The organism is Curtobacterium sp. VKM Ac-2861, assembly GCF_013204965.1.
Lineage (GTDB): Bacteria > Actinomycetota > Actinomycetes > Actinomycetales > Microbacteriaceae > Curtobacterium.
This window is the reverse complement of the sequence record NZ_JABMLA010000004.1, coordinates 399,289-425,669: the sequence shown is the minus strand read 5'-3', so window position 1 is coordinate 425,669 and position 26,381 is coordinate 399,289. Positions and strand designations below refer to the sequence as shown.

General features: G+C 68.0%; 26 protein-coding genes and 1 tRNA gene. 14 read left to right on the top strand and 13 right to left on the bottom strand.

The window, feature by feature from the left end; all coding sequences use genetic code 11:
• Window positions 1–5: 5 nt before the first annotated feature.
• Both HQQ88_RS12950 and HQQ88_RS12945 read right to left on the bottom strand, forming a co-directional pair.
• Complete coding sequence (locus tag HQQ88_RS12950) at window positions 6–1,349, bottom strand: gluconate:H+ symporter (RefSeq protein ID WP_173169642.1); 1,344 nt, start codon at window positions 1,347–1,349, stop codon at window positions 6–8.
• A complete protein-coding gene (locus HQQ88_RS12945; protein ID WP_173169641.1) occupies window positions 1,346–2,659 on the bottom strand; it encodes a homoserine dehydrogenase in 1,314 nt (437 codons plus the stop codon). Before HQQ88_RS12945 ends, HQQ88_RS12950 begins: the two co-directional genes overlap by 4 nt.
• Before the next feature lie 175 nt (window positions 2,660–2,834).
• Between HQQ88_RS12945 and otnK the strand changes: the two genes are divergently transcribed.
• Genes otnK through HQQ88_RS12930 form a run of 3 tightly spaced genes read left to right on the top strand, consistent with a single transcriptional unit; the run spans window position 2,835 to window position 5,540 of the window.
• Window positions 2,835–4,055 (top strand): 3-oxo-tetronate kinase, encoded by a 1,221-nt coding sequence (gene otnK / locus HQQ88_RS12940; RefSeq protein WP_159572042.1) that lies wholly within the window; start codon window positions 2,835–2,837, stop codon window positions 4,053–4,055.
• Window positions 4,052–4,723, top strand: a complete 672-nt coding sequence (locus HQQ88_RS12935; protein ID WP_235035866.1) for a class II aldolase/adducin family protein — start codon at window positions 4,052–4,054, stop codon at window positions 4,721–4,723. Before otnK ends, HQQ88_RS12935 begins: the two co-directional genes overlap by 4 nt.
• Window positions 4,724–4,727: 4 nt before the next feature.
• Entirely contained in the window at window positions 4,728–5,540 is an 813-nt protein-coding gene (locus HQQ88_RS12930; protein WP_173169640.1) for a DeoR/GlpR family DNA-binding transcription regulator, read from the top strand.
• Here the strand turns inward: HQQ88_RS12930 and HQQ88_RS12925 are convergent.
• Complete coding sequence (locus HQQ88_RS12925; protein WP_173169639.1) at window positions 5,530–6,555, bottom strand: alpha/beta hydrolase; 1,026 nt, start codon at window positions 6,553–6,555, stop codon at window positions 5,530–5,532. The two genes, HQQ88_RS12930 and HQQ88_RS12925, sit on opposite strands and share 11 nt — an antisense overlap.
• 275 nt (window positions 6,556–6,830) lie before the next feature.
• On the opposite strand from HQQ88_RS12925, the gene HQQ88_RS12920 reads away from it, so the two are divergent.
• Window positions 6,831–7,838 (top strand): carboxypeptidase-like regulatory domain-containing protein, encoded by a 1,008-nt coding sequence (locus HQQ88_RS12920; RefSeq protein ID WP_173169638.1) that lies wholly within the window; start codon window positions 6,831–6,833, stop codon window positions 7,836–7,838.
• 195 nt (window positions 7,839–8,033) lie between these two features.
• Here the strand turns inward: HQQ88_RS12920 and HQQ88_RS12915 are convergent, their stop codons facing one another.
• A complete protein-coding gene (locus HQQ88_RS12915; protein ID WP_173169637.1) occupies window positions 8,034–8,747 on the bottom strand; it encodes a GAF and ANTAR domain-containing protein in 714 nt (237 codons plus the stop codon).
• 150 nt (window positions 8,748–8,897) lie between these two features.
• Between HQQ88_RS12915 and HQQ88_RS12910 the strand changes: the two genes are divergently transcribed.
• From HQQ88_RS12910 to HQQ88_RS12900, 3 genes are read left to right on the top strand one after another with little or no spacing between them, the layout of a single operon-like run.
• The gene (locus HQQ88_RS12910) at window positions 8,898–9,365 is read left to right on the top strand and encodes a hypothetical protein (protein WP_173169636.1); all 468 of its coding nucleotides are present in this window, start codon (window positions 8,898–8,900) and stop codon (window positions 9,363–9,365) included.
• A complete protein-coding gene (locus tag HQQ88_RS12905; protein WP_173169635.1) occupies window positions 9,353–10,645 on the top strand; it encodes a hypothetical protein in 1,293 nt (430 codons plus the stop codon). Before HQQ88_RS12910 ends, HQQ88_RS12905 begins: the two co-directional genes overlap by 13 nt.
• Window positions 10,642–11,304 (top strand): ATP-binding cassette domain-containing protein, encoded by a 663-nt coding sequence (locus HQQ88_RS12900; RefSeq protein ID WP_173169634.1) that lies wholly within the window; start codon window positions 10,642–10,644, stop codon window positions 11,302–11,304. The genes HQQ88_RS12905 and HQQ88_RS12900 overlap by 4 nt, the downstream gene beginning before the upstream one ends.
• A gap of 70 nt (window positions 11,305–11,374) precedes the next feature.
• Here HQQ88_RS12900 and HQQ88_RS12895 read toward each other — a convergent pair whose 3' ends face one another.
• A complete protein-coding gene (locus HQQ88_RS12895; protein ID WP_173169633.1) occupies window positions 11,375–11,758 on the bottom strand; it encodes a hypothetical protein in 384 nt (127 codons plus the stop codon).
• Window positions 11,759–11,975: 217 nt separating this feature from the next.
• Here HQQ88_RS12895 and HQQ88_RS12890 point away from each other — a divergent pair, with 217 nt between their 5' ends.
• Window positions 11,976–12,452 (top strand): hypothetical protein, encoded by a 477-nt coding sequence (locus HQQ88_RS12890; RefSeq protein WP_173169632.1) that lies wholly within the window; start codon window positions 11,976–11,978, stop codon window positions 12,450–12,452.
• Between the two features lie 396 nt (window positions 12,453–12,848).
• Here the strand turns inward: HQQ88_RS12890 and HQQ88_RS12885 are convergent, their stop codons facing one another.
• Together HQQ88_RS12885 and HQQ88_RS12880 are read right to left on the bottom strand one after the other, a co-directional pair.
• The gene (locus tag HQQ88_RS12885; RefSeq protein ID WP_131921972.1) at window positions 12,849–13,307 is read right to left on the bottom strand and encodes a hypothetical protein; all 459 of its coding nucleotides are present in this window, start codon (window positions 13,305–13,307) and stop codon (window positions 12,849–12,851) included.
• Between the two features lie 23 nt (window positions 13,308–13,330).
• Window positions 13,331–13,885, bottom strand: coding sequence for a hypothetical protein (locus HQQ88_RS12880; protein ID WP_173169631.1), 555 nt, complete (start codon window positions 13,883–13,885; stop codon window positions 13,331–13,333).
• Between the two features lie 536 nt (window positions 13,886–14,421).
• Here HQQ88_RS12880 and HQQ88_RS12875 point away from each other — a divergent pair.
• From HQQ88_RS12875 to HQQ88_RS12865, 3 genes are all read left to right on the top strand, one after another.
• On the top strand, window positions 14,422–14,937 hold the full coding sequence (locus HQQ88_RS12875; protein WP_216834667.1) for a GNAT family N-acetyltransferase: 516 nt from the start codon (window positions 14,422–14,424) through the stop codon (window positions 14,935–14,937).
• 76 nt (window positions 14,938–15,013) lie between these two features.
• Window positions 15,014–16,261: an MFS transporter gene (locus tag HQQ88_RS12870; RefSeq protein ID WP_173169630.1), complete on the top strand. Its 1,248-nt coding sequence runs from the start codon at window positions 15,014–15,016 to the stop codon at window positions 16,259–16,261.
• Between the two features lie 202 nt (window positions 16,262–16,463).
• Window positions 16,464–17,555, top strand: a complete 1,092-nt coding sequence (locus HQQ88_RS12865) for a nitronate monooxygenase (protein ID WP_173169629.1) — start codon at window positions 16,464–16,466, stop codon at window positions 17,553–17,555.
• Window positions 17,556–17,891: 336 nt separating this feature from the next.
• Here the strand turns inward: HQQ88_RS12865 and HQQ88_RS12860 are convergent, their stop codons facing one another.
• Complete coding sequence (locus HQQ88_RS12860; RefSeq protein ID WP_173169628.1) at window positions 17,892–18,341, bottom strand: TetR/AcrR family transcriptional regulator C-terminal ligand-binding domain-containing protein; 450 nt, start codon at window positions 18,339–18,341, stop codon at window positions 17,892–17,894.
• Between the two features lie 192 nt (window positions 18,342–18,533).
• Here HQQ88_RS12860 and HQQ88_RS12855 point away from each other — a divergent pair, with 192 nt between their 5' ends.
• Entirely contained in the window at window positions 18,534–19,775 is a 1,242-nt protein-coding gene (locus tag HQQ88_RS12855) for an FAD-dependent monooxygenase (protein WP_173169627.1), read from the top strand.
• Window positions 19,776–19,802: 27 nt separating this feature from the next.
• Here the strand turns inward: HQQ88_RS12855 and HQQ88_RS12850 are convergent, their stop codons facing one another.
• Window positions 19,803–20,858 carry an HD domain-containing protein gene (locus HQQ88_RS12850; protein WP_173169626.1) on the bottom strand — a complete coding sequence of 352 codons (1,056 nt, stop codon included), beginning with the start codon at window positions 20,856–20,858 and terminating at the stop codon, window positions 19,803–19,805.
• Between the two features lie 170 nt (window positions 20,859–21,028).
• Here HQQ88_RS12850 and HQQ88_RS12845 point away from each other — a divergent pair, with 170 nt between their 5' ends.
• Window positions 21,029–21,898, top strand: coding sequence for a GyrI-like domain-containing protein (locus tag HQQ88_RS12845; RefSeq protein ID WP_173169625.1), 870 nt, complete (start codon window positions 21,029–21,031; stop codon window positions 21,896–21,898).
• Window positions 21,899–22,063: 165 nt separating this feature from the next.
• Here HQQ88_RS12845 and HQQ88_RS12840 read toward each other — a convergent pair whose 3' ends face one another.
• The 4 genes from HQQ88_RS12840 to HQQ88_RS12825 all read right to left on the bottom strand — a co-directional run bounded on the left by HQQ88_RS12840 (window position 22,064) and on the right by HQQ88_RS12825 (window position 24,780).
• Window positions 22,064–22,870 carry an isocitrate lyase/phosphoenolpyruvate mutase family protein gene (locus HQQ88_RS12840; protein ID WP_173169624.1) on the bottom strand — a complete coding sequence of 269 codons (807 nt, stop codon included), beginning with the start codon at window positions 22,868–22,870 and terminating at the stop codon, window positions 22,064–22,066.
• Between the two features lie 271 nt (window positions 22,871–23,141).
• A tRNA-Pro gene (locus HQQ88_RS12835) sits at window positions 23,142–23,215 on the bottom strand.
• Window positions 23,216–23,371: 156 nt separating this feature from the next.
• Complete coding sequence (locus tag HQQ88_RS12830) at window positions 23,372–23,953, bottom strand: hypothetical protein (RefSeq protein ID WP_173169623.1); 582 nt, start codon at window positions 23,951–23,953, stop codon at window positions 23,372–23,374.
• Window positions 23,950–24,780, bottom strand: coding sequence for an endonuclease/exonuclease/phosphatase family protein (locus HQQ88_RS12825; RefSeq protein ID WP_173169622.1), 831 nt, complete (start codon window positions 24,778–24,780; stop codon window positions 23,950–23,952). Before HQQ88_RS12825 ends, HQQ88_RS12830 begins: the two co-directional genes overlap by 4 nt.
• A 70-nt stretch (window positions 24,781–24,850) precedes the next feature.
• Here HQQ88_RS12825 and HQQ88_RS12820 point away from each other — a divergent pair, with 70 nt between their 5' ends.
• Window positions 24,851–26,332, top strand: a complete 1,482-nt coding sequence (locus tag HQQ88_RS12820) for a hypothetical protein (RefSeq protein ID WP_173169621.1) — start codon at window positions 24,851–24,853, stop codon at window positions 26,330–26,332.
• Window positions 26,333–26,381: the final 49 nt, after the last annotated feature.

Here is a 26,381-nt window from a genome sequence, read left to right as displayed (position 1 = left end):
TCGGGTCAGACGACGAGGGAGAGCAGCAGCACGCCGACCAGGCCGATCACCGACTGGAGGGAGAGCATGAGCGTCCACGTGCGGAACGTCTGCTTGACGGACAGCTGGAAGTACTCCTTGAACAGCCAGAACCCGGAGTCGTTGACGTGCGAGAGCATCACCGAGCCCGACGCCGTGGCCAGCACGAGCAGCTCAGGCGAGATCGACGGGTCGGCCGCAGCGAGCGGAGCGATGATCCCGGCTGCCGTCACGGTGGCCACGGTCGCCGACCCGAGCGCGATGCGCAGCAGGGCAGCGATCACCCAGGCCAGGACGAGTGCCGGCACGTGCCATCCCTGCGCGTACTCGACGATGACCTTGCTCACGCCCGTCTCGGCGAGCATCGCTGCGAGTCCACCGCCGGCTCCGATGATGAGCAGCACCGGTCCGACTGTCTTGAGTCCCGAACCGGCGACGCTCCCCATCGTCGCGATCGACGATCCGGAAGTCCGGCCGAGGCCGATCATCGCGACGACCACGGCCAGGAGCAGCGCGACGACCGGGTCGTCGCAGAACGTCAACACGGTGTGCAAGACGGTGCCGTCGGCCGTGGCGTCGACGCCGAACGCGCCGATCACGAGCAGCAGCGGCGGGAGGAGCACGACGCCGAGGGCGAGCCACAGCGGCGGGCGCAGTTCCGTCAGCTCACGGGACCCGGCAGCGGGACCGGCATCGAGGTCGGGTGCCGGTCCGAACCAGCGCGAGGCGACCCGGGTGAGCACTGGCCCGCAGAGGATGACCGTCGGGATCGCGACGACCAAGCCGAGTGCCAGGGTCAGTCCGAAGCTCGCGTCGTAGGCGGCGACCGCGGCGGTGGGTGAGGGGTGCGGTGGGAGCAGGCCGTGTGCGGTGTACAGGCCGGCGGCGAGGGGCATCCCGACGAACAACAGGTGTGTGCCGGAACGGCGTGCGAGGGCGTAGGCAAGCGGCACGAGCATGACGAAGCTGACGTCGAAGATGTTCGGCAGGCCGATGACGAGCGCAGCGACGGCGATCGAGATCGGGATGAGCGCGACCTTGCGGTTGCCGATGAAGGCGTCCGCGATCCGGTTCGCCCCACCCGTGCTGGTGAGGATCGCGCCGAGGAGCGACCCGAGTCCGATCACCGGAGCGGTGTCGGAGAGCGTGTCGCCGAATCCCTGCTCGAACGTGCCGACGGTGTTCTCGACGCCGAGTCCGCTCGCGAACCCGAGCAGCAGCGCACCGATGAGGAGCGCGAGGAACGGGTTGAGCTTGAACTTCGCGATGCCGATGACGAGCAGGACGATCGCGACGGCGGCGAAGACGAGGTGGAGTTCCGGTGCGCTCACAGCGCAGCTCGCGAACCTGCCGCACGGGCTTCCTCGAACATGCGCTGCCCGATCTCGTCGATCCCGGTGAGGTCATCGAACGTCAGCAGGTGACCGGCGGGCACGTCGCGGACGAGCCGTGCACCGCCGAGCAGGTAGAACGGCGCGGTCCCCGCGGGCGCGTCGTCATCGGACAGCAGGACGGGGTCGATGCCCGCGACCTCGTGGTGGTGCCCAGCCACCTGGAAGGCCGCGCCGGCCGTCAGTGGCTCGGCGGTCCGGCCGGCCAGCACGGAGCTCTGGCGCGGCACCGGGATGGTCGCGGTGCCCGAGGCTGCGGCTGCGATGGTGAGCGGCGTCTCGACGCCCATCAGGTGGTACGGCCAGAACACGCAGGCGTAGCGGCCGTCCCGGCTCACGACGTGCCCCTTGCCGGCGAGCAGGCTCCAGGTCTCCGGGTCGCCGGTGCGGACGACGACGAAGACACCTCCGCCGAAGCTCGCCTCGTCGGGCAGGCGGAGCATCGAGAAGACGTCGAGGCTGCCCGGACGGTCGATGATCCCGCCGTCGGCACGGGCCGCGTACACGTCGGCGAGCTCGGTGGTGCGGACGACCGGGTAGTGCAGGTCCTCGCGGTCGGCGGTGTACCCGGTGTACTGGGCGACGACGGTCATCTCGCAGTGGTCGGCCGCGGCACGGCGCTTGAGCGGAGCGACCAGGTCGGCGCGCGCGGCGAGTGTGGCGTGCAGGTCGTCCCCGAGGGCGAGCAGGTCGGCCATGCCCGGCGCGGGGATGGTCTCGTCGACCTGGGTCACGGTGCCGGCGGTCGGGTCGAACACGAGGTCGTACTCCCCCGACTTGCCGAGCGCGACGATGTCGAGCCCGACACGTTCGATCCAGGTGACGAGGCGGATGAGGTTGGCCGGCTGGTCCCCGTCGCCGGGCAGGTAGCGGACGCCGGCCGCGGCGGCCGTGGCGGCGAGCGTGACGCCGGCGACGGTCTCGACCTCCTTGCTCACCATGACGACGTGCACGCCGTGCGCGATGGCGGCTTCGGCGTACGCGACGCCGGCGGCGACCCGGCCGGTGGCCTCGACGAGCACGTCGATCGCGCTCCAGTCGATCCCCGCCAGGTCCGGTACGACGGTGGCGTCGCTGATGCCGAGGTCGGCGAGCATCGACTCGACCCCTGCCCCGTCCGGGTCGACGAGGACCGTCGGCGTCATGTCGGCCACGTTCCGCAGCTGTGCCAGGAGGGTCCGTCCGTAGCCTCCGCGCGCGCCGGTCAGCGCGACTCGGGTCTGCGTGCCACTGGGCTGCTGGATCGCCATCGTTCCTCGTCTCCTCGTTGATCAGGTGCCCGATGACCGGGTCAGGTGACCACCGGGCGATCGCCACCGTAACACCGCTTGTCACAGTTGTTCAACTTCTTTCACACGGATTCACGTGTATTCTCATTGGAGGACGCGCGCCGGAGAGCGGCGGGCATCGTCAGGAGGGAACGACATGGCCACGATGGGCGTCATCGCCGACGACTTCACCGGAGCGACCGACATCGCGACCGCGTACGCCGCCCGGGGCTACCGGACCGAGGTCCTCACGGCACCCGACGCGCGCGCAGACCCCGGAACGGACGTCTCCGTCGTGGCGCTGAAGACCCGGACGGCGCCGATCGACGTCGCCGTCGCCCAATCGCTCGCCGCGCACGACCGTCTCGCGGCAGCCGGCCACACGAGGTTCTTCCTCAAGTACTGTTCCACGTTCGACTCGACCGATCGCGGCAACATCGGACCGGTCCTCGACGCACTCGTCGAACGCACCGGTGCTGCACGCTGCGTCGTCGTCCCCGCGTTCCCCGACAACGGCCGCACCACCTTCCAAGGACACCTCTTCGTCTGGTCCGACCTGCTCGAGCACTCCTCGATGCGGCATCACCCGCTCACCCCGATGACGAAGTCACGCGTGGCCGACATCCTCCGCCCGCAGACCCGGCACACCGTCGGCGAGGTCCGTCTCACGACGGTGCAGGCCGGGCCGGAGGCAGTCCGGACAGCACTCGACGCGTCCGCAGATCCGTACGTCGTCGTCGACGCGGTCGACGACGACGACCTCGTCACGATCGCCGCGGCCACCGAGGGAGACGTCCTCCGGTCCGGCGGCTCCGGGCTCGCCCTCGGCGTCGCACCGGGCAGTGCGGACGCCACCGCCGCCTTCACCGCGCCCGTCGGCCGCCGCCTCGTCGTCTGCGGCAGCGCGTCTGCGCGCACCCGCGAGCAGATCGCATCCGCCGTCGCGGCCGGCTCCCCCACGCACCAGCTCGACGTCGCCCGGCTCGCCGTCGATGCACCAGCGGTCGTCCAGGAGGCCGTGGCCTGGCTCCGAGCGCAACCCGCGGACAGCGCACCCGTCGTCTACAGCGTCGGCGTTCCGTCCGACGTCTCCGCGGACGCCGACAGCTCGACCCGGATCGAGCACGCACTCTCCGAGATCGTCGACCGTGCGATCGCCGACGGCTTCGCACAGTGCATCGTCGCCGGCGGGGAGACGTCCGGCGCGGTGGTCTCGCGGCTCGGGATCCAGCGGCTCGTCATCGGTGCACCGATCGCCCCCGGTGTGTGCTGGGCAGAAGGGGTGACCGCATCGGGACGCCGCATCGCCATCGCACTGAAGTCCGGGAACTTCGGGTCGCCGGACATGTTCGTCACCGCATGGGAGGCCCTCGCGTGAACACCACCGACCCCTGGCTCGCCGACGTCACCGTTGCCCTGGCCGACACCGGCAAGCGCCTCGCGGCGGCCGGCCTGAGCCCCGGCAGCACCGGCAACATCAGCGTCCTCCGCGACGGACGGGTCGCGATGACCGGTACCGGCACCGACCTGAGCGACCTCCGCCCCGACGGCATCGCCGAGCTCACCCTCGACGGCACCCACGTGCACGGGCCGCGGCCGTCGAAGGAGGTCGCCATGCACCTCGCCATGTACGCCCGGAACCCGACGCACGGCGCATGCGTGCACGTGCACTCGCCGTTCTCCGTCGCTGCGTCCTGCCTCGCGCCGTGGTCCGCGACGAGCGCGATCCCACCGATCACCCCGTACTTCGTCATGCGTGTGGGGCAGACGCCACTCATCCCTTACCGGGCTCCCGGCCACCCGGAGATCGGCGCGCTCATCCGCGACGAGCCGACACCCTCCAGGGCCGTCCTGCTCGCCAACCACGGCCAGGTCGTCAGCGGGACGGACACGGCCGACGCCCTCGAAGCCGCCATCGAGCTCGAAGAGGCGTGCCGCATCAGTGTCCTGACCGCGGGACACGACCGACGACTGTTGTCCGAGGACGACGCGATCGAGCTCGCCGACCGGTACGGCACGCCGTGGACCCGACGATCGCTACAGTGACCGTGTGAGCGAGCCGCAGACGTCCGAACCGCCGCTCATCCCCGAGCAGCGGCGCGACCTGATCGTGCGCCACCTGCGGCAGGACTCCGTCCTGAGCTACCGCCAGCTCGCCGGTCTCCTCGGGGTCAGCCACATGACCATCCGGCGGGACATCGCCGAACTCGAGGAACAGGGCCGGGTCATCGCGACCCAGGGCGGCGCGAAGAGCGTCGCACGGGTTGCGAGCGAGCCGCCACGGATCGAGAAGTCCACGACCGAGGTCCGCGAGAAGGACGCGATCGCTGCCAGGGCAGCCCAGCTCGTCCACGAGTCCATGACGGTCTACCTCGACGCCGGGACGACCATCCAGGCGATGCGGCCCTACCTCGACCACCTGCACGACCTGACCGTCGTGACGAACGACCTCGTCATCGCGTCGTCGTACCTCGACCACCCCACGATCGAGGTCATCGTCGTCGGCGGACGCCTCGACAAGCAGAACCAGTCCACCGTCGGACGGCTCCCCTCGATCGTGCTCGCAGAGCTCTCGATCGACATCGCGTTCCTGAGCACCAGCTCGTGGGACCTCCGTCGCGGGATCACCATCCCGTCCGAGTCGAAGGTCGAGCCGAAGAAGGCGGCGGCGCGCGCAGCCGGTTCCACCGTGCTCGTCGCGACGAGTTCGAAGTACGGCACGTTCGGCCGGTACCGGGTCCTCGGACTCGACGAGTTGTCGACGATCATCACCGACGACGGCCTCCCTCTCCGCGATGCCGCGTCCATCGAGGCCGACGGTGGTGGCGGAACCTCCGTCGAACGCGTCACCGTCAGCCGCTGACACCATCGAGGCCCATCTGGGGGTGTCGGCCTCCGTCGTCCCGGGAAGGATCGCCGAGCAGTCGTCGGGTCCAGTCCGCGAGGGCCGCGGTCGCGGTCTTCGAGATCGCGGCGTCGGGCACCATGCTCGTGAACCCGTGGAAGGCACCGGGCCAGACGTGGAGCTCCGCGTCGACCCCCGCTGCCCAGAGGCGGCTCGCGAAGGCGACGTCCTCGTCGCGGAAGACCTCAGCACTGCCGCAGTCGATGTAGGTCTTCGGCAGCGCAGACAGGTCTGCGGCACGAGCCGGCGCGGCGTACTCGGAGACGTCAGGGGTGGCACGGCGTGGGCCGAGGTACGCGTCCCACGCGAAGCGGTTCATCTGGCGGTCGGCGACCCCGACGCCGTCGATCTGCTGGGTCGAGACGGTCTCGTCACGGTCGTCGAGCATGGGTGACACGAGGATCTGCGCCATCAGGTCGGGACCCTGCCGGTCACGGGCGAGCAGGGCCGTCCCCACCGCGAGTCCGCCGCCCGCGCTCTGCCCCGCGATGACGATCCGCGCCGGGTCGATGCCGAGCTCGTCGGCGTGCGCCGCCACCCAGACGAGACCGGCGTAGCAGTCCTCCACCGGGTACGGATCGGGGTACTCGGGTGCGAGGCGGTAGTCGACGCTGACGAGGACCACGTCGTGGTCGAGCAGCCAGTCGTCGAACGAGTCGAGGTTCCCGAGGTGGTGGCCGAACATCATGCCCCCGCCGTGGATCGAGTAGACGGCCGCGGTCGTTCCGGTGCGCTCGACACGGTCGATGATCGCGAGGTCGATGGGCTCACCGAGGTACCCCGGAACCGTGACGCTCCGCCGCTGGTACCCGCGAGAACGCAGGCGCTCGTCGACGACGTCCTCGGGCACGTCGAGCTGTCGCATGCGGGGCAGCATCTCCGCGGTGAGGGTGAACGGACCGCGGGCCTCGAGCGCCGTCAGGAAGGTCGCGAGTTCGGGGTCAAACGGCGGGCGAGCGATGGGGTCGGACACGGGCACACTCCTTCGATGAAGAAGTGGCGACTCCCGTGAGACGCGTGTGCGGTCCCGCCTGCCGGAGCAGCGCGGGATTTTTTCCCTCTGCCGAGGACAGTAGTGCACGCGACGCTCCGGAGCGCGCACCGCACTGTGCAAGAAGCCGCGGAAACGAGGTACTGAACGCCGACGTTCCTGGTGCGCAACCGGGACGCCGTCCTTCCCCACCACTCGCACGACGCGTACAGTCCCCCGCAAGGTACGACCGGTGGGCGGGGAACGCGATGCGACTGATGACGGGAACGACACTGGTCGTGGCGCTTGCCGCAGCAGCGATGGTCGGCCTGGCGCCGCCAGCGGCCGCGGCCGGGTCGGGGACGATCGCTGTGCAGCTCGCGACGCCGGACGGCACCCCGATCAGGTTGGCGGACGTCGAAATCGCTGCGATCGGCATCGACGCCGTCGTCGGGACCGCCACCACCGATGCCGACGGCACCGCGACGTTCACCGGCATCCCCGCCCCGGACACCGTGACGGTCACCACACGGCAACTCCCGCCGCGCGGAACGCAGACCTACGCCCCCGGACTCCGCTCGGCCATCGTGGTCCGCGGCGGCACGACGGTCGCGGTCACCGTGCCGCTCGTGATCGGCGCCACCGTGGAGGGCGGGGTGGTCGGCCCCTCGGGTCCCGCTGCTGGACGGTTGATGTACGCCTGGAACGAAGACACCTCGCAGGTGTTCCGGACGACCTCGGACAGCGCGGGCCAGTACCGGTTCGTCGGGTTGAGCACCGGGAAGTACCGCATCGAGGCCTACGCCAGCGGCACGGCGTCGCCCGCCGTCTGGAAGACCCGGGTGTACCAGCAGCGCGGGACCCTCCCAGCGTCGCAGGTGACGTTGTCGAGGCACTACGCACACAGCGACTACGACCTGGTCGTCTACACCGACACGGCGTCCCGCACCCCGTCGCCGCTGCTCAGTGGCGCGCGCGTCACGGTGACGAACGCGACGACCGGTGCGTCGTTCTCGACCCGGTTCTCGACGCTGCTCGACAGCGAGCAGACGGCACAGTTCCAGATTCCCTCCGGGCAGTACTTGGTCGAGCTCCGGACAGTGGCGACGACCGCGACGCCGGCGCGTGTGCTGTGGCTCGGACGCCCCGGCGGCGTGTACCGGTACGTGACCGACCGGGCCCAGGCCGTCCCGGTGCGGGTCGTGTTCGGCGGATTCAACGGCTGGGGTGGGGCGGTGCCGGAAACGTCCGTGGCCGTGGCCGCTTCGACCGCAGCCACGTCGTGATCCACAGGACGGCGCTCCGGGTGACCGAAGCGGAAACGAGCGAAAGCGGCGACGCCGGGCGCGTGGCTGAGTCTGGCTGAGCGGCGCACCGCGCCAGCGGGGCGACGGCCGTGACGGGAGGGACGGTGTCAGCTGGCATCGGGCCTCCTGTCCGTCTGGAACACGTACCGGCGCAGCGTTGCGAGGGGGCGGGGACTAGCCGAGGGTGGTCCGTCCGGCGAGGACGGCGAGGGCGACCTCGGCGAGCGGGAGCTGGTTCCGCCGCGCGTGGTCGCGCAGCAGGGAGAACGCGGTCGCGATGTCCACCCCGTTCCGGTTCGCGATCCACCCCTTCGCCTGCTCGATGACGGTACGGCTGTCGAGTGCTGCTTGCAGTTGCCCCTGCGTCGTCACCGCGTCGTCGATGGTGCGCTGCTGCATGAGCGAGACCGCTGCGATGTCGGCCAGTGCCCGCGCAGCGATGAGGTCGTCCTCGTCGAACGCGCCGGCGGACTCGCCGAACAGGTTGAGCGATCCGATGACGGTGGTCCGGAGCCGCAGCGGGATCGAGTGGACGGCTGTGTACCCGGCGTCAGCCGCGGCCCGGCAGAAGTGCGGCCATCGCGGCTCGGCCACTCGGACGTCGGGGATCGAGACCACGCTCCCCGTCCGCGCTGCCTCGAGACAGGGCCCGTCGCCGACTTCGAGCTGCAGGAGCTCGAGCAGTCCGCTGTGGTGCCCCACCGAGGCGGTGATCTGCAACCGGTGATCCGAGCCGAACAGCATCAGCCCGGCAGCGTGGACGTCGAACAACGCCGCCGACTCGTCCACCAGGTGCTGCAGGCGCCCGGTGAGGTCCTCTGAGCTGGTGGCGCTGCCGACCAGCGCGATGATCGTCTGCAACAGTCGTCGTTCGCGGTCGGCGCCCACGGGGTCACTCCAGATGCTGTGATCAGAAGTGGCCGGTCGTGCCCTGCTCCAGCAGTCGAAGACCGCGTGCCGCCACACTACGGCCCGGGGATGCGAACACGCCTGGCGCAACGACTCCCCGCTGGGGACTCGTCCAGATCACCGACCCGGGTGCGAACGGCCGACTGGGCGTCAGATCGTGCTGGCGTCGAGGACGAACCGGTACCGGACGTCGCTCGCGAGCATCCGTGTGTACGAGTCGTTGAGATCATCGACGACGGCACGAACCGCAGGACGAACGTCGACGCCGTGTCACCGGTCCTGGTCGCGCTCGGCGCGCTCGTCATCATGCTCATCGCCGTGGTCGCAGGTCTTCAGGCTGGACGATGGGAACTTCGCACCGCCGCCGTCCGCTTCACCACCGGGTTCCGACCGCTGAACACCCTTCGCAGCGCGGCCGCCAGAGTCGCTGTGATCGGCACCGCCGCCTGTACGACCGCCCTCACGGGCGCGGCGGTCGTCAGGCAGACCACCACCCTCGACCTCGACGTCACCGCCGCAGTCGTGGCGGTCGGAAGCGTCGTGCTTGCCGTGTCCGTCGCTTCGTTCTGGCAGGGAAGCCGTCGATGGAACTGCTGAACGACCTCCGGTCCAACTGGCCGATCATCGTCGCCAAGATCGTCCTGCTCGTGCTGCTCGCACTCTGCTGGTACAACGTGGCGTCGTTCACCCAGTCAACATCGCAGGCCGTGGCCCAGGGCCTGTCCGCTGACGCCGACGTCGACCTGTACACGGTGATCGACGATCTCGACCCGGACGCTTTCGAAGCGATCCGGCGAGACCAGCACGCGCTCGACGAAGTCGCCTCGTTCGTCGATCGCATCGACGACGAGCCCGGATTCGACTTCATCTCCTCGTACGACCAACCCGTCACCGTGCAGGACTTCCGCGGCGACGACCGCTTCGACGTCGGTTACGGCACCGAGTACACACTCAACGGGAAGTACCAGGACGAAACGGGGCGAAGTGTTCAGGACATCAAGTCCCTCCAACTCAACGAGACCGCGTACGAGTTCGCGGGGCTCTCCGTGCAGGACGGTGAGCCGATCGAGTGGGATGCCGTCGACTGGGGGTCCGGCCAGCTGCCGGTGCTCCTGGGCGCTGAGTACCGCGGCGTGTACGAGCTCGGACAGCGACTCACCGGCTCGGTCATCCTGCAGGAGCGGGAGCTCGAGGTCGTCGGTTTCCTCGAACCGAACAGTGCCATGTACTTCCGCGGCGATGCCAACCACTACCTCGACGACACCGTCATCGTGCCCTACCCGCCGACCCTCGCCGAACTCGACCGAGTAGCACTCGACCGGCTGGATCCCGAGCTGTTCGGACGCCTGGTGTTCCAGGTACTCAACGCCGACCTCGCCGTCGATCGCAGCCTCGATTTCAGTGGCGTCGTCGCGCGACTCGACGAGATCGGAGACGACACCGGCTTCAGGTCGTACACGTTGCTCGGAGTTCCGACCTACCTCGTGCAGCTCTCCCTCGTCCGCCAGCTCATCCAGGACAACCTGGTGCTCGTCACCGCGCTGCTCGTCTCGCTCACCGCGGGAGTGGGCATCATCACGGCGTTCCTCAACCGACTTCTCCATCACCGTCGAGCGCCAGTCGCGCGGGTGCACCATCTCCTCGGAAAGAGTCCGAACCACACGAACCGACTGTTCCGCGCGAGCCGCCTCACGGAGTTCACCGCCGCGATCGGGCTGTTCCTCGCGACGAGCGCGGTGCTCCCCAACGACAGTGCGCTGGCTCGATCCGGCGCGGGTGCCGCCCTGCTCCTCTGGTGCGTGGTGGACGGCGCATTCAGCCGACGAGCCGTCCGCATCGAACTGACCACCCGACGTCGAAGAGGTACCCCACGATGATCACGCTGCGCGACGTCTCGAAGACGATCACCGAGCCCGACGGATCGACCAGAACGCTGTTCGACCGACTCGGCTTCGCCCTTCGCGACGACGATCGGTCAGTCGCGATCACCGGGCGGAGCGGATCCGGCAAGAGCACGCTGCTCCGGATCCTCGCCGGTCTCGACACCGACTTCACGGGGACCTACGAGCACGACGGGCGCGTGCTCGAGCGCACCCCACGCAGGATGGCGGAACACCGGCTCCGACACATCGGCATCGTCACCCAGGACCACAGCCTGCTCGGCGACCGCAGTGTGCTCGACAACGTCCGACTCGGAGTCCCTGCTCGTGCCGGCTCGACCGACCGAGCACGGGACGCCCTCGAGGCGGTCGACATCGGTCACCTCGCCGGCAAGCGCCCACGACGACTGTCGGGAGGAGAAGCACAGCGCGTCGCCATCGCCCGAGCCATCGCGAAGCACCCAGTCGTCGTCCTCGCCGATGAGCCCACCGGCGCACTGGACGAGACGACCGAAGACGGCGTGCTCGCCCTCTTCGATCAGCTGCAGCAAGCAGGGACCAAGTTCGTGATCGTCACCCACAGTGAGCGCGTTGCACAGCGATGCGGACGGCGACTCCACCTGCACCACGAACAGCTCATCGAGTGCGGTACGTGACGGACTGGAGGCACAGTGCCAGCTGGCATCGGGCCTCCAGTCCGTCAGTGGTTGCGCTCCAGATCCCCGATCACGCGTGCGCAGTACGGTCGCGGCTGAAGAACTCGGCGAACATCTCCCGTTTCGCCGCGTGCGAATCGAGGTCGAGCTCCAGTCCTTCCATGTTGAGGTCGGTCCCGAACAGTCGCAGGATTCCCGAGCCATTCGGATCGGCGGTCTCGAGTGACACCGAGAAGAGCGTCGGCGACGTATCGCCAGCAGCAATCCGCCGAGCTTCTGCGAACGCCGCGCGGTACGTCGCGTCGGTGACGCGGATCACACTGACCGAGCAACTCGTGGCGTCCCAGTCGGGTGCGACCATCTCGCCGCTGGGTGCATGGAAGAAGTGCACGACGAACGTGTCGCGCTCGCCTTCGGCGCCGTAGCGCCGCTCGTCCACTGCTTCGATCTGCACGAACTCATTCTCGCTGCCAACCGAGCGTGCGCAAGACGACCAGCTCACGGGAGCCGACCAGGGCGCTACGCTCGGCTCGGCTTCGGTACGCGGGGGTCCCTCACGGAGAAGAATCGATCGAGACAACAGCAATGAAGGCACGCCTCGCAAGAACACCCTGGGGAGAGCACACCGGTCGAGACGACCTGGTCATCATCTGGGCTCTCATCGTGGTCGGGTGGCGGACACGATTCTTGATCAGCAGAATGGAGTCATGACGCCGTCTGCCGATCTTTCTTGGATCGGGATCACGAAGGAACAGCAAGGCATCCTCGAGACGCGGCACTTCATCGGCAACAACGGGCGGGATCACAACGGGCAGACCGACAAGATGATGCCGCGGCTGTTGGAGTGCGCGGTGACCGTCGACCTGTCGCTCGCTCGAATCAAGGAGGCCATGGCCGCGGTTGGGCACTCTCGGAACGAGCTGCCAGCGGGTTATGTTGGCCCCGTGGACGTTCTGAGCGCGAAGGACTTGGGCACGATCGCCTTCGCCTTCGGCTTGGTGTTCATCACGACGTCGGTCGTCCGTTTCATCCGGCCGGATCTCGACGTGGTCCTGGCCATCGTGAACACCGCGCTTGGCATCTTCTGGCTCGGCGCGGGCATCTGGTTGTGGCGCTTCGCCCTTCGGAAGGCGAAGCGCGATCGGTAACGGATACCTTCCCGAGTCGATGTCGGTCTGCCAGCAGTCAGCTGTCGAGTGCGATGACCCACGGGATCAGCAGGAGCCCCGCGACGATGAGCAATCCGATCCCGGGCCAAAACCACGGAGCACTAGTTCCGCGCTCGGCTTTCGCCTGGCCAATCCCATCTCGACGAATTGCAATGACAGCAGCGCGCCCGATGAGCCCGAGCCCCGTCAGCGCGATGACCATGAGCCCCCACCACGTCCACCACGAGAACTCCACAAGACGAGCATGCCGGATGAGACGCACTACCGATCGCGACGGGTACCAGCCGGTGTGCTCGCTCGCCGGTCGATTACCGGACGATCACGGCTCCGCTTACCACCCATCGCCCAACGAAAGGGTGACGGCGTACTTACCTGTCACCGGCTGACTGCGGCGTCTCGAAGGTGAATGAGGCGGGTTGGCGAGTCGAACCTGCTAAAGAGATTCAGCTCTTGGTCGTAGGTGATGGAAGCAAGGAGAGAACGGTCCAATCGGTGTCGAAGGACGAGCACGGTGAAGCCGTCCCCGTCTTCTGCGTCGGTCGGATGCCAGTCGGACTGATCACCACCCCAGATGAACATGCTGTCGGGATAGATGAGGCTCGCGGCCGGATGGGGGCGCTTGCTGTGCCCCTCACCGATGCGCTCGTTGTAGCCGTCGGAGACGATGGTGCGTTGCGTTGCAACGTGGATGGCGGTCCAGCTGGCGTCCCGGAGGTCGGTCTTCACACTCCACTCGTCGACACCGTTGAAGTCCTGCATGAGGACTGTCGCGGTGACGCTACGGTCGGTGTCTGCTCTGATGGCTTCACGAATTGCCTCGATGCGGTTGTTCACGTGCGCTCCTCCTCTTAGGTGTTTCAGCCGAAGACCGGCGCTTCCTTGCCGTCCGGGTACCGGCAGCTGTCTCCCGGGGTGCACAGGAAACGGTACGTGGAGAGGTCGAGGTTGAGGTTGAACGTGTGCGCACGCTCGTAGTCCTGGATCTTCATGTTGCCGAGCTTGAAGATGTAGGTGCCGTTGTGTGTTCCGCCCATCGAGCCGGTGAAGTTGAAGCCGTCGCCGGAGAGGTTCGAGTAGCCCGTGGAGTCCACCGTCCGGCTGGGCAGGAGTCCTTCCATCTGCTCAAGAGTGATGCCACCGCTGAGGTCCACGTTGTAGTTGCGGAGGACGGAGAAAGCGGACAGGCCGAAGATGTGCTTGTCGGTCTGCAGTCCGATGGTGAACGTGAGGTCGATGCAATTGCTCCAGGAGCCGTTGGTCGGGTCGTTCGCCTGTCCGTAGATCACGCCGTAGACGATGTCGCTCGACGATGGAGCCCAGATCGTGCGCACGGGGGTGCTGTTATAGCAGCCGACGCTGTCGGCACGGGCGTTCGACGGTGGCGCGAGGTTCGCCGCCTCTTCGGAGGACATGGTGATGAGGCAGGCGAAGTCGCCTGTTCCACCGCTGCTGGTGAGGTCGGTTGCCGCTTGGACGCAGGCTTGACCAGCTGCGCCGTTGTCGTCGGTCGCTGACGTGGCCGCGCTGGCGGGGCCAGCAAGCCCGAGAGTGCTGAGGAGGACAAGGGTCGCTGCGCTGAAGGCGGCGGTTCTGAACTTCATCGTTGAAGCCTTTCTCGTTGCTGTCGGCGTACCTGAATAACCGTACAGACGAGCCGCGATGTCTCGAGTGGGTGTTTCGCCCCACTAGCTTGTACCCCTTTCGGGGGTTGCGGATCGCCGTTCAAGCAAACTCGTCAGCGCAGCCAGCCGAGCCATCGCCCCCGGAAGGCGCTGTGCGCGCGCAATGCTGCTGTAGCGGTGACGTGCATCACCCTCCTGCTTATCGGGTTCTTCAGCGGCAGTTGAAGATCACGACGCTACGGGCGTCCGGTAATCGATCGGCTGTCGGGCGGTCGGCGACGGCGCTTCCGCTCGTATCCGCTTAAATCACCCCGTAGCGTCGTCCTATGGATCAAGACGTGCTGGTGGTCGAAGCGGCCAGCGCCACGGACATTCCTGCAGCTCAAGCGCTCATCGACGGTGCGAGGCAGTGGCTGCGCTCGCGTGGGATAGACCAGTGGCAAGACCCCGTCCCGGATGGTGTTCTACTCCGCGACGCCGAGCAGGGGAATCTCTTCGTCGTGCGTCAGCACCAGGTGATCGTGGCCATGGTCACCGTGTCCGACTCGGACTCCGAGACGTGGTGCATGGAGAGCAGCTCCGCTGTGTACGTGCACCGACTGGCCGTTGCGCAGACTCATCGTGGCAGCCGGCTCGGACAACGACTGCTGGTGTGGGCAGAACAAAGAGCTACCGAGCGCGGGGCGGCCCTCGTGCGGCTCGACTGTGCGACGGACAACCCGGGCTTGCGGCGCTTCTACGAACAGCAAGGGTTCCGGCACGTTCGCGACGTGACGGTGACAGCCCTCGAGGGCGGGCGGCAACTCGCGTCCAGCCTCTACGAACACGAGCTGGTCCGGTAGCCGGTCGGCTACCGAGACAGGGACGCGGGGTGCGACCTCTCTTGCTCGCAGCGTTGCGGTCTGCCAGCGTTGGCGCATGGGCGACGACGTGACCACGCTGCGTCGAGTGCCCGGGTTCCGCCCGTACTGGTCTGCCGCGACCGTCTCGTCGTTCGGATCAGCAGTGAGCGCGGTGGCCGTGCCAGTTCTCGTGGTGACCGTGCTGCACGCTAGCCCGTTCGAAGTAGGACTGGTCAACGCTGCCCAGTCTCTGCCGTACGCATTGTTCGGTTTGATCGTCGGCGCGTACGTCGATCGGTTCCGGCGGAAGCCACTCCTGATCTGGGCGAGTGTCGGTCGCGGCGTGTGCCTGAGCGCGATTCCGGTCCTTTGGTTGACCGGGCTCTTGAACCTCTGGGTGACGGCGGCGGCGTTGTTCGTGTTCGGAATCTTGTCCGTTGTGGGATTCGCTGCCACGCAGTCCCTCCTCCCTCGGATCGTTCCTCGCCCTCTCCTGCTAGCAGCGAATGCGCGGGTGGATCAGAGTGACGCGGCAGCGCAGACGGTGGGCCCGGCTCTCGGAGGTGTCCTGGTCAGCATCGTGACCGCGCCGGTGGCCATAGCGCTCGATGCGGTGAGCTACTTCGTCGACGCTGTCCTCATCGCCCGCGTCCGCGTTGTCGAGCAAACGGCAGCACGCCGGGCCGGCGCGCGGCTGCGGCGCGACATCGCTGACGGTCTGCGGTGGACGTACGGTCATCCGACACTCGCACCGCTGGCGCTGTCGACACATCTCTGGTTCCTCGCCAACGCCGCCGGACTGACGGTATTCGCGACCTTCGCACTCCGTACCCTCGCGCTCCCAGCGGCCGTGTACGGGGCCATCCTCGCAGTCAGCGGAGTCGCGATGCTCCTCGGTGCCACTGCGGCGCCGCGCCTCGGCACACGCTTCGGCGCAAGCCGAACGATCATCGCCGCACGAGCCGCCTACCCGATCGCATGGGCGGCCATCACGCTCACGACCGTTGGCCTCGGTGTTGCAGCACCACCGGGGTCCGTCGTGGTCTTGTTCGTCGCGTTCGCCGTGCACGGCGCTGCCGCGGGGTGCGAGAACGCGAACGAAATGAGCCTCCGCCAGACCGTCACACCCGACGCGCTTCTCGGCCGGATGAACGGCACGATGCGCAGCGCGAACAGAACCCTTGCGGCTGCGGGAGCAGTGGGCGGCGGCGCACTCATGACCGTCGCTGGGGACGGCGTCGCACTGCTCGCGGTCACCCTCGTGTTCGCTGGCGCCGTCGTCGTCGCGATGTGCTCGCCCCTCAGAACGAACGCCGTTCGGTAGAGGATCGTCTATCAAGACTCAGTGACCGGTCAATCCTGATGAGCATCGCACTCGCAGCCTCTCGAACCGGTCGGGCGTTTCACATCACGGTAGCTGCGGGAAGGGTGTAAGCGTCGTATTCTCTCCCGGCAGCCCCCGACCCGGACCTGACGGACAAGCATGGAGGAAAATCGTTGCTTGAGGTCCTGCACTAGGAGGAGTGATGAACGACGACGCGCACGTCGGCGACGTCCCGTCGAACTACGCCCTGCCCGCACCGTTGAATCGGAGCGAACCCGTCTGGGTTGCACCGATGGCCGGCGGTGCGTCATGCCCCGCGCTGGTGATCGCTGCAGCCGAGGTGGGGCACTTCGCGCAACTCGCCGCCGGATACAAAAGTGCCGCGGCGATGGTTGTGGAGATCCAAGCAGTCCGCGCGGCGGGTACGCGATTTTTCGGCGTGAACCTGTTCACGCCGAACGTCCACCCCATCGCTGAGCAGGAATACGCCCGGTACGCGGACACCCTTCAGAGCGACGCTCTCCGCCTGGGCGTCACCGATTACCCGGCCCCGCTCACCGAGGACAACGACGACTGGGACGCGAAGATCACCGCGCTGATCGACGACCCCGTGCCGTTGGTGAGCTTCACGTTCGGCCTGCCCACCCCGAACGTTGTCGAAGTGCTCCACGGTGCTGGTTCTCTGCTCATGCAGACTGTCACATCCGTCGACGAAGCACGTCGTGCGGAGGATCGCGGCGTCGACATGCTCATCGTTCAGGGATTCGCGGCCGGCGGCCACAGCGGGATATGGCACGCTGACGTTCTCCCACCCAACGTGCCACTCGCACGGCTCATCGCTGACGTTCGGGCGGCAGTCACCCTGCCGATCATCGCCTCCGGCGGGATCGCCACTCCGGAAGACGTCCGCATCGCACATGCGGCGGGCGCCTCAGCGGTGGCGGTCGGTACCGCCGTACTGTGCTCCGATGAGAGTGGTGCCTCCCAGGTCCATAAAGCCGCGATCGTCGGCCGGCGGTACACCTCCACCGCCCTGACCCGCGCGTTCACAGGCCGTCCCGCTCGGGCGCTGGTCAACCGATTCGTCAGCGACCACGATGACGCCCCGAGCGGCTACCCAGCACTGCATCACCTAACCCGCCCACTCCGCACCGCCGCAACCACGGCAGTAGACCCGTCCGCACTACATCTCTGGGCCGGCCAGAGCTGGCGGCTCGCACGAACAGGGCCCGTGGCCACCATCCTCCGCCAACTCACCACAGGCTCATCAGGGCACCACTCCACTCTCGACTGATATCCGGGGCATGAACCCGGCATGCCTGCGCCGAAGTCTGGAACGGTGGGGTCGTCTTGGCCGCCCTCGTCGCCTGGGTGTTCGTGTTCCGAGCGCTCTACCGCCGCGGCTACTGACCCATCCTCGTCGGCGCACGTGACCGTCCCGCTGGCCGATCGGTCAGCGGTCGCGGCGACCCGCAGAACTTCACAGGCGCCCCTTCCTCTGCTCGCTATCGAGAGGGAGTCACGCCTCGATTCCTATCGGACGACAGCAGCGCTCACCTCAATGGAGCGTGCGGGGTCCTCGAAGTCGGTTTGCCGCCGGGGGAAGTAGCCGGTAGCAGCGGAGTCGACCCTAGACGGTTCGGAGCACGGTGTTCACGAGGCGTTCCGTGTCTTTGGCTGGGTCGAGTGGGGCGCCGAGTTGGGCCCAGAGGTACGCCGGTGCGATCACGAGTTCGATGCATCCCAGGCCGTCGATCGTGGTGACGTCAGCGGCGTCGAGCATCGCCTGGAAGTCGTCGATTCGAGGCTTCACGAGCTCGCTGACCGCCTCGAGGTCCGGCGCTGCCTGCGATGCGGCGAGGAGTGCCCGCAGCAACCCGAGCGCGTGCGGCCCGCGGAGGCTTGTGAGGAGTCGGCCGATGTACCCCGTGAGGTCGGCGGGGAGGTCGCCGGTCGCCGGGACCGGGGAAGCCTGCCGGACGTCGCTGACCATGACGTCGAGCAAGAGTGACTCGATTGTCTGCCACCGGCGGTACACCGTGGTGGCGTGCACCCCGGCGCGGTTCGCGACTGCGGGCACCGTCAGTTCTGCTTCAGGATCCGCAAGCGTCGCCCGGACCGCGGCGAGTACGGCTTCGCGCGTGCGAGCAGTGCGCCCACCAGGGCGACGAGAACCGGCAACTTCTGGCATAACTCCACCCTATTGCACAGCCAGCTGCGTTAGGTATGCTCCAAGCTACTAACGCAACGTAAGTTGCAAGAACGGAGCATCATGACCACCGCGCTCATCGTCGGAGCTGGCATCGCCGGCGACACCCTCGCACTTTGTCTCGCCCGCGACGGATGGGAGGTCACCGTGGTGGAGATCGCGCCCGCGCTCCGGACCGGCGGACAGACCGTCGACCTGCGCGGCGACTCCCGGCAGGTCCTCGTCGACCTCGGGATCATCGGCGCCGCACTCGAGCACCTGATCCCGCAGCGCGGCATTGCCTGGATCCGCGCTGACGGCAGTCGGATGGCCGAGATGCCGGTCGAGGCGTTCGGGGGTCGCGGGTTTATCTCTCGCGAGGAACTCCCGCGGGCAGACCTCGCACGTCTCCTGCATGACGAGGCGCGCGCGGCCGGTGTCGTGCACCGGTTCGCGGACACGGTCGACGCTCTCACCGACACGGTCGAGGGGATCGATGTGCGCTTTCGTTCCGGGCGCTCGGGATCGTTCGATCTCGTCGTCGGCGCGGATGGAACGCATTCCCGAACGCGGGCGCTCCGCTTCGGCCCCGAGTCCCGCTACCGGAAGCCCCTTGGTCTGGCGCACGCCTGGTTCACCCTTGATGAGCAACCGGAGACGCCTCTGCTGGATGGTTGGGCGCTGTCCTACAACGAGCCGGGTCGTCGCGGCCTGACCGCTCGGCCCGGCCATGACGGTCAACAGGAGATCGGGATGACGTTCGCGGCGTCCACCGTGCCTCGCGATCGGGATGAGCAGCTCACTCTCCTCGGCAATGTGTTCGCCGGCACCGGGTGGCGTGCTGCCGAGTTCCTCCGAGCAGCACGAACCGCGCCGGACTTCGCACTCGACACGTACGACCAGATCCTCCTACCCGACATCTGGTCCGACGGACGCGTGGTCCTCATCGGTGATGCCGCGTGGAGTGCCAGCCCGCTCAGCGGCCTCGGGACCGCACTCGGTCTCCGCGGTGCAGCAGAACTCGCCCACGCACTGCGCCAGCACGGCGTGCACGGAGATGCGTCCGGAGTGCGGGTGGCCGCGGCGCTGCAGACGTTCGAAGGTGCCATGCGACCCAGGGCCGCCGCAGCGCAGAAACTGCTTCCGGGCCGTGTCCCCATGGTCGCTCCGAAACGGCAATGGGGTATCCGGGTGAACGCCGTCGCGATGCGCATGCTCCAGGCACGCGCCCTCCTGAGCGTCGTCGGGTTCGTGGCAGGCAGCCGCGGCCACGATCCCGCATCCGCTGAGAACGCCGCATCTTCGCCCACACCCGACGCGCGGTAGAGGATCCGTTGCCGGTCGCGGTCGGGCCTACGCGACGGGGGCCTGGCCCTTGGTTCTCTGAACGCTCACCCGCATCGGAAGGTCCTGCTGCAAGGCGTCGACGCGGGGGTCGAAAGTAGGTTGACCGTCACTCATGGGGAGATCGAGGTAGCTCCGCCGAATCACGTGCGAGAAGGGCGCGCCGTGACTGTTGTCCCGGTGACGACGGAGGTACCAATGCTGAGGATGACGTCGCAACGACGCTGCGTCGACACGGGTCTCATCGGCGGAGAGCAGAAGTGACCACAGTTCGTCGTCAGTCATGCCGGCCAGGACGGTCGGTTCGAGGGCTCCCGTGCCGAGGAGACGACTGACCAAGCCACGCATGACGGCGACGGGGACGAGGTTTGCTGCGCTTCTCTGCGCGTGGGCTTCGCCGATCGCGAGGTCCGTGAGTTCCACCACATCGACCGGATCAGCATCAACGGCTCCGTCGCGCAAACGCAGCCGTCGCAGCAGCTCATGTGGTGCGGACCGCGTGCGCCCGTGCGCCTGCCCGCTACGCAAGAAGGAGTCGAGGTGGTCCAGCTTCAGTCCACCGTGCACTGCCGTGAGCGCCGAGGGGAGGCTCCCGTCATCGAGTGCGATGATCGTTTCAGCATCGCTATCGAGTGTCACATCTGCGGCGAAGATCGCAGTGATCCGCTGTCGGGTGAGGCGGTGGTGGTCGAGACCCGCGAGGCCCTCGAGTGTGTGACTGAACGGCAGATGGCCGACATCGTGCAACAACGCTGCGATCCGCGAAGGGTGATCCTCGGACGCGAAGTGGGCCACGAGGGCAAGCACGCCGAGCGAGTGCTCGAGGCGAGAGTAGGTCTGAACCGTTGTGATCGAGGCGGCTCCCGCATGTGCGATGAAGGCCAGACGCCGCACCGGCCAGGTGCGGAGGAGACACTGCTCCGTTTCTGTCAGGCTCACTTCGATCCGCCACAGCGGGTCAAAGAACACCCCGTCGTTCCCCAACGTGTCGATCGCGTCCCCGTGCACAATGGCCTCTCTGCCGTCCCCGTCGACGGTATCGGAACGAACAGCGATTTCCAGCAAGCTCGCTCAGACTGGGCCCGATCCGCTCCGGCTACGCACACGTGACGGGTTGCGTCCGATAGACGATCGGCTAACGGGCACGTTCCGGAGCACAGAGGCGATCCGATCGGACCGCGATAGTAGGGTGCCGACCGTTATGACCCGGAAGTGTGGGTGTCGAAGGAGGCGGCATGATCGCGGAGCTCAACAGACTGGTCGAACTGATCGAAGGTCGCCTGAACGACAACCTCGACGTTGCATCCTTGGCGAGGGAACTCGGCACGACGGAGTACCACCTCCGTCGAATGTTCTCGTCACTCGCTGGGATGCCCCTGTCGGAGTACATCCGGCGTCGCCGAATGTCAGTCGCGGCAGCGGATGCCCTCGGAGACGGAAACCTGTTGAGCATCGCGGTGCGGTACGGCTACGGCTCCACCGAGGCATTCGGTCGAGCGTTCCGATCAGTGCACGGTGTCAGCGTCGGCAGCGTCAAGCGAAATGGCGGCCCCCTTCGAACGCAACCGCAGCTCAGGTTCCGCCTGACCGTAGAAGGGAACATCACCATGGACACCCGCATCACCGATCGACCGGCGTTTCACCTCATCGGCCACGCCATCCGCGTGCCCCTCATCCACGAGGGCATCAACCAGCAGATCCAAGCCCACATCGCATCACTTCCGGCAGCAGAACACGCACGCCTCAAAGCCCTGAGCGACACCGAACCGGCCGGCCTGCTTCAGGTCAGCGCCGACGTCGACCCGGACTACACCGAGGGGAGCGAACTGACCTACCTGCACGGAGTGGCCGTCACGGGGAAGGCGCCGATGATCGGAGATCTCGACACGATCGAGGTTCCAGCCGGCACGTGGGCCGTGTTCCACACCGAGGGCGAGTATCCGGCTGCGCTGCAAGAGGCATGGGCTGCGACCGCGACCGACTGGTTCCCGTCGAACCCCTGGCGGCTTCGGCCTGGACCGTCCATCGTCGCGGTACTCGACCGCGCCGGCGACTTCAGCACGGCCACCTGCGAGCTCTGGCTCCCTGTCGAGCGCGCTGAGTAGAGAAGGACCTGTCGGCCGTGGGATGCCGGCAGGTCCGCCGCCCGTTGATGGATCGGTCGCCGAGACCTTCACCATCAACCCTTGGATTAGCCGAGGCAGACATGCAAGGAGCGAAGAGGACCAACGTCATTCGACGTTGGTCCTCTTCCTTCGTCGCGGACCTCGCTAGAACAGCGAGTTCAGCTCGCCGTAGTCGACGGCCGGCGTCAAGGACCCGTATGTGCCGGCAGTCAGCAGTTCCATAGCGGCCGATCGAGCAATCTCGTACGCGGCCTGCGCCATGCCCGAACCGACGCTCACGCGGGCCACTCCGAGTTCTGAGAGCTGCGCGGCAGTCAGGGAGCCGGGGCCGACCATCACGTTCAGCGGGCCGTCGATTGCCTCAGCCAGCGCTCTGATCGTGTCGGCGTCGCCAACTCCGGGTACGAAGACACCATCTGCTCCTGCTTCGAGGTACCGGTGTGCCCGATGGAGGGTCTCAGCGAAGCGCTGCTCCGGCGAGACCAGGCCGGCGAGGTACACGTCCGTCCGCGCGTTGATGAACATCGGTACCCCGGCACGACCCGCTGCACGTCGAGCCGCGCCGATACGGTCCATGAGCTCAGCTGCGGGCAGTGCGCCGTCCTCGATGTTGATGCCGACTGCACCGGCTTCGAGAACTGCGTCGACCGTGTGTTCCACCCCGTCTGCGTCGTCGGCGTAGCCGGCCTCGATGTCAGCGGTGACCGGCACAGTCACCGCGCCAGCGATCCGAGAGACTGCCGCGACGGCCTCCTCGCGCCCGAGCGCGTTACCGTCCGCATGACCGAGCGACCATGTGACACCTGCGCTGGTGGTAGCGATGGCTGGCGCACCCGCACTCTCGACGAGTCGGGCGCTTGCTACGTCCCAGGCGTTGGCGAGAAGGAGCGGCTGTGCGAAGTCCTGGTGGAGCGTGTGGAAGGCGGCGGCCTGCGTGGTTCTGTTGTTCACCTGCTCAGTTCAGCCGAGCCGCGCTTCAGTTTCTGGCGGATATCGGACGACGCGGTCAGCGTTACAGCGGTTTCAATAGCCGGTCCCCCAGCGAATCTCGGCCTCCGAACCAAACCGGATACAGCTGCCGCAAGGACGGTGTCTCACATAGGTGGTCCGCTCATCGTCGCAGTGAGGGACCCCTATGCGTACGACCCCACGACCGCTACTGAAACGAAGAAGCCCACCGAGATCCTCGGTGGGCTTCGTCGTCGTGTCAGACACGTTTCGGTCGGGCTGACAGGATTTGAACCTGCGACCCCTTGACCCCCAGTCAAGTGCGCTACCAAGCTGCGCCACAGCCCGCGAGTTCCGGAGAACTCAGGATCCCTGAGGACCCTCGCCCACGTCCGACCGGAGCGCGAGCGACCGGTCCAGCATAGCGGACGTCAGACCCCCTCAGTGCCACGGCGAGTCGCACCGAACGAGCACCAAACGGGGAAAGACCACGAGCACGCACGCTCACCCCGCCCGCACCACATCGCGCCGCGCCGCCAACCACGGCAACCCGAGCCCGACGAGCAACCCGCCGGCCCCGTCCGCCGCCAGGTCCCCGATCGTGTCGTCGTACCCGACGTAGATCGCCGAGTCGACGAAGTTGTGCCCCAGCCACTCCCCCATCTCCCACGCCGCCCCGATCGCGAGCCCCGCACACAGCCCGAGGACCGCGACGACCACCCGTCGCTCCCCGTCCGGCGCCGGCACCGCGCGCAGGTCGGCACCGATGACGTACAGCACGGCGGCGAGCAGCCCGGTGAGCACGACGTGCATGAACTTGTCCCACAGGAACACGCTCGTGTACCACTCGAGCACGCTCGACCACCCGGCGAGGAGCACGAGCACGCACACCGCCAGGTCGAACGCGGGCCGCAGTCCGAGCATCCGCGGCACCACGACCCCGAGCAGCGACAGCGCCATCACCGGCAGCGCGGTCCCGCCCCACCCGATGCTCGCGACGACCAGACTCACGAGTGTCAGGGCACGCACGACGTCGGCCACCAGGAACCTCGGCCGCAGGAACGTCGGCCCGAGCGCCCGGATCACGACGCCCACCGCACGACCGCGTGCACGGCCGCGTGGTCAGAGGGCCACACGCCACCCGGCCGCCGGTTCGAGACGGCGACACGCTCGACGGTCGCGTCCGACGTCACCAGGACGCCGTCGATGCGCCGGCCACCGACACGCGGACTCCCGTAGTGCGGGTACGTCCCGTACGGCTCGCCCACCTGCCTGGAGGCCCGTCCCCAGCTGTCAACGACACCAGCGTCCGCCAGTGCTCGCCACGGTGCGGATCCTGCCGGGCTGTTCCAGTCGGCCATCACGACGGCGGGCAGGCCGCGCTGTCGCACGATCCGGCCGAGGAGTTCGGCGGACCGCAGTCGGGCCCACGGCGAGGCGACGTCGAGGTGCGTGGCGATGGCCAGGAACCGGACGCCGGTCGCGCGGTCGTCGACGACGGCCCCGACGGCGTGCCGGGGGAAGGACGTGACCCACGAGCGGGAACCGGGGCGGTGGGGCGTGCGGGACAGTGCCCAGGTGCGCTGCTCGACGACGTCGAGGCGGGAGCGGTCCAGGAAGAGCCCGACCTGCTCCCCACCGCCGCGCGCGCCGCGCCCGACCAGGACGGGCTCCCAAATCGACCCAAGAGCGGCCGTGAGGTCCGCTGCCTGCGTGGGGAGGGCCTCCTGGACGGCGAGGACGGTGGGCGCTTCGGACGTGACGAGCGCGGTGATGGCATCGCGGCGACGCTCCCAGGCGTCCGGGTGCGCGGACGGTCGCGGCACGCGGCGCCGCACGTTGAGGGTCATGCAGTGGACCTCGGGCGACCGGACGGCTCCGATGAGCGGGTGGTCGTCGGGGTGGTGGGGCATGACTCCCTTCTACGAGACGACACCCGTCGGATTCCCAGGGACCTCTCCGCGTGGCTCGTAGGGTGGCCCGATGCGTTCTCGTTCCACCCCTCGTGTCCTCGTCGCGATCGCGGTCTCCGGACTGCTGCTCGGAGCCGCCGGGTGCACGTCGAGCGGCCCGGACACGAGCCGGCCGACCCTCGCGAAGGCTTCGGCGACGACGGTGACGGTCGCCGATGCCTCCGACGCTGCCGCACGGTCGGTGCGCGTGAGCACGGCCCTGTTCGCGAGTGCTCCCGGCGCGATCGTTGCGACGGCCGGCGATGCCGACGCGATCTCCGGAGCGGCGAAGGCCGCGGCGAGCGCCCACGTCCCGGTGCTGTTGACCGAGAAGGGCGCGAAGAGCAGCGCTGCCGTCGCCCGCGAGCTCGATCGGCTCGGGGCCGACTGGTACCAGGCCGAGGGTGACGTGGCGCTCGACACGGACGTCGAACAGCGGAAGGCACCCGAGGGTGGCGACGCGCCGGAGTCGAGCCGGGCCTCCCGGCAGGCGACCGTGGTGGTGGCGGACGCGAGCGCGGACGCTGCGGCCGTGGCGACCGCGAAGGCCGCCGGTGCGAAGGTGGTGACCATGCCGAAGGGCGTGACCGACCCGGCTGCCGCGCCCGACGTGGTGACGGCGCTGCACGAGCGGAAGCAGCACCAGACCGTCCTGGTCGGTGCGGCGTTCGACGCGCTGCAGGACCCGGAGTGGACGGTGCGGGCGGCCGAGGGCGGCTTCCAGCTGCGGAACGGCGGCCAGAGGCCGTTCGACGGGCACCGCTACGTGGCGCTGTACGGGGCTCCCGGCGCGCCGGCGCTCGGTGTGCTCGGCGAGCAGGGGCCGGAGGCCACCGTCCAGCGTGCCGAGCAGGTCGCGAAGCCGTACCGGGCCGAGTCCGACGAGCTGGTGACGCCCGCGATGGAGGTCATCGCGACCGTCGCCGCGGGGGACGCCGGGGCGGACGGCGACTACTCGACCGAGCTGCCGGTGTCGACGCTCGAGCCCTACGTCGACGCGGCGCACGACGCCGACATGCCCGTGATCATCGACCTGCAGCCGGGCCGCTCGGACTTCCTGTCGCAGGCCAAGAAGTACGAGTCGCTGCTGAAGAAGCCCGGGGTGTGGCTCGCGCTCGACCCGGAGTGGCGGCTGACGAAGGACCAGGTGCCGCTCGAACAGATCGGCAGCGTGTCGGCGTCCGAGGTGAACGAGGTGTCCTCGTGGCTCGCATCGCTCGTCAAGAAGGAGGGGCTGCCGCCGAAGGCGCTCGTGCTGCACCAGTTCCGGCTCTCGATGATCCAGGACCGGTCGGCGCTGAAGACCCATCCGGAGCTCGACATGCTCGTGCACGTGGACGGGCAGGGGTCGCAGCCGGACAAGCAGGCGACCTGGAAGGCGCTGCACGAGGGTGCTCCCGAGGGCCTGCACTGGGGCTGGAAGAACTTCTATGACGAGGACACGCCCATGCTGACGCCGTCGCAGACCATGCAGGACGTGCACCCGACGCCGTCGTTGGTCACCTACCAGTAGCGGCTCGCCTGTCAGCGTTGTCCACAGACGGGAGGCGGTGCCTCCGTTT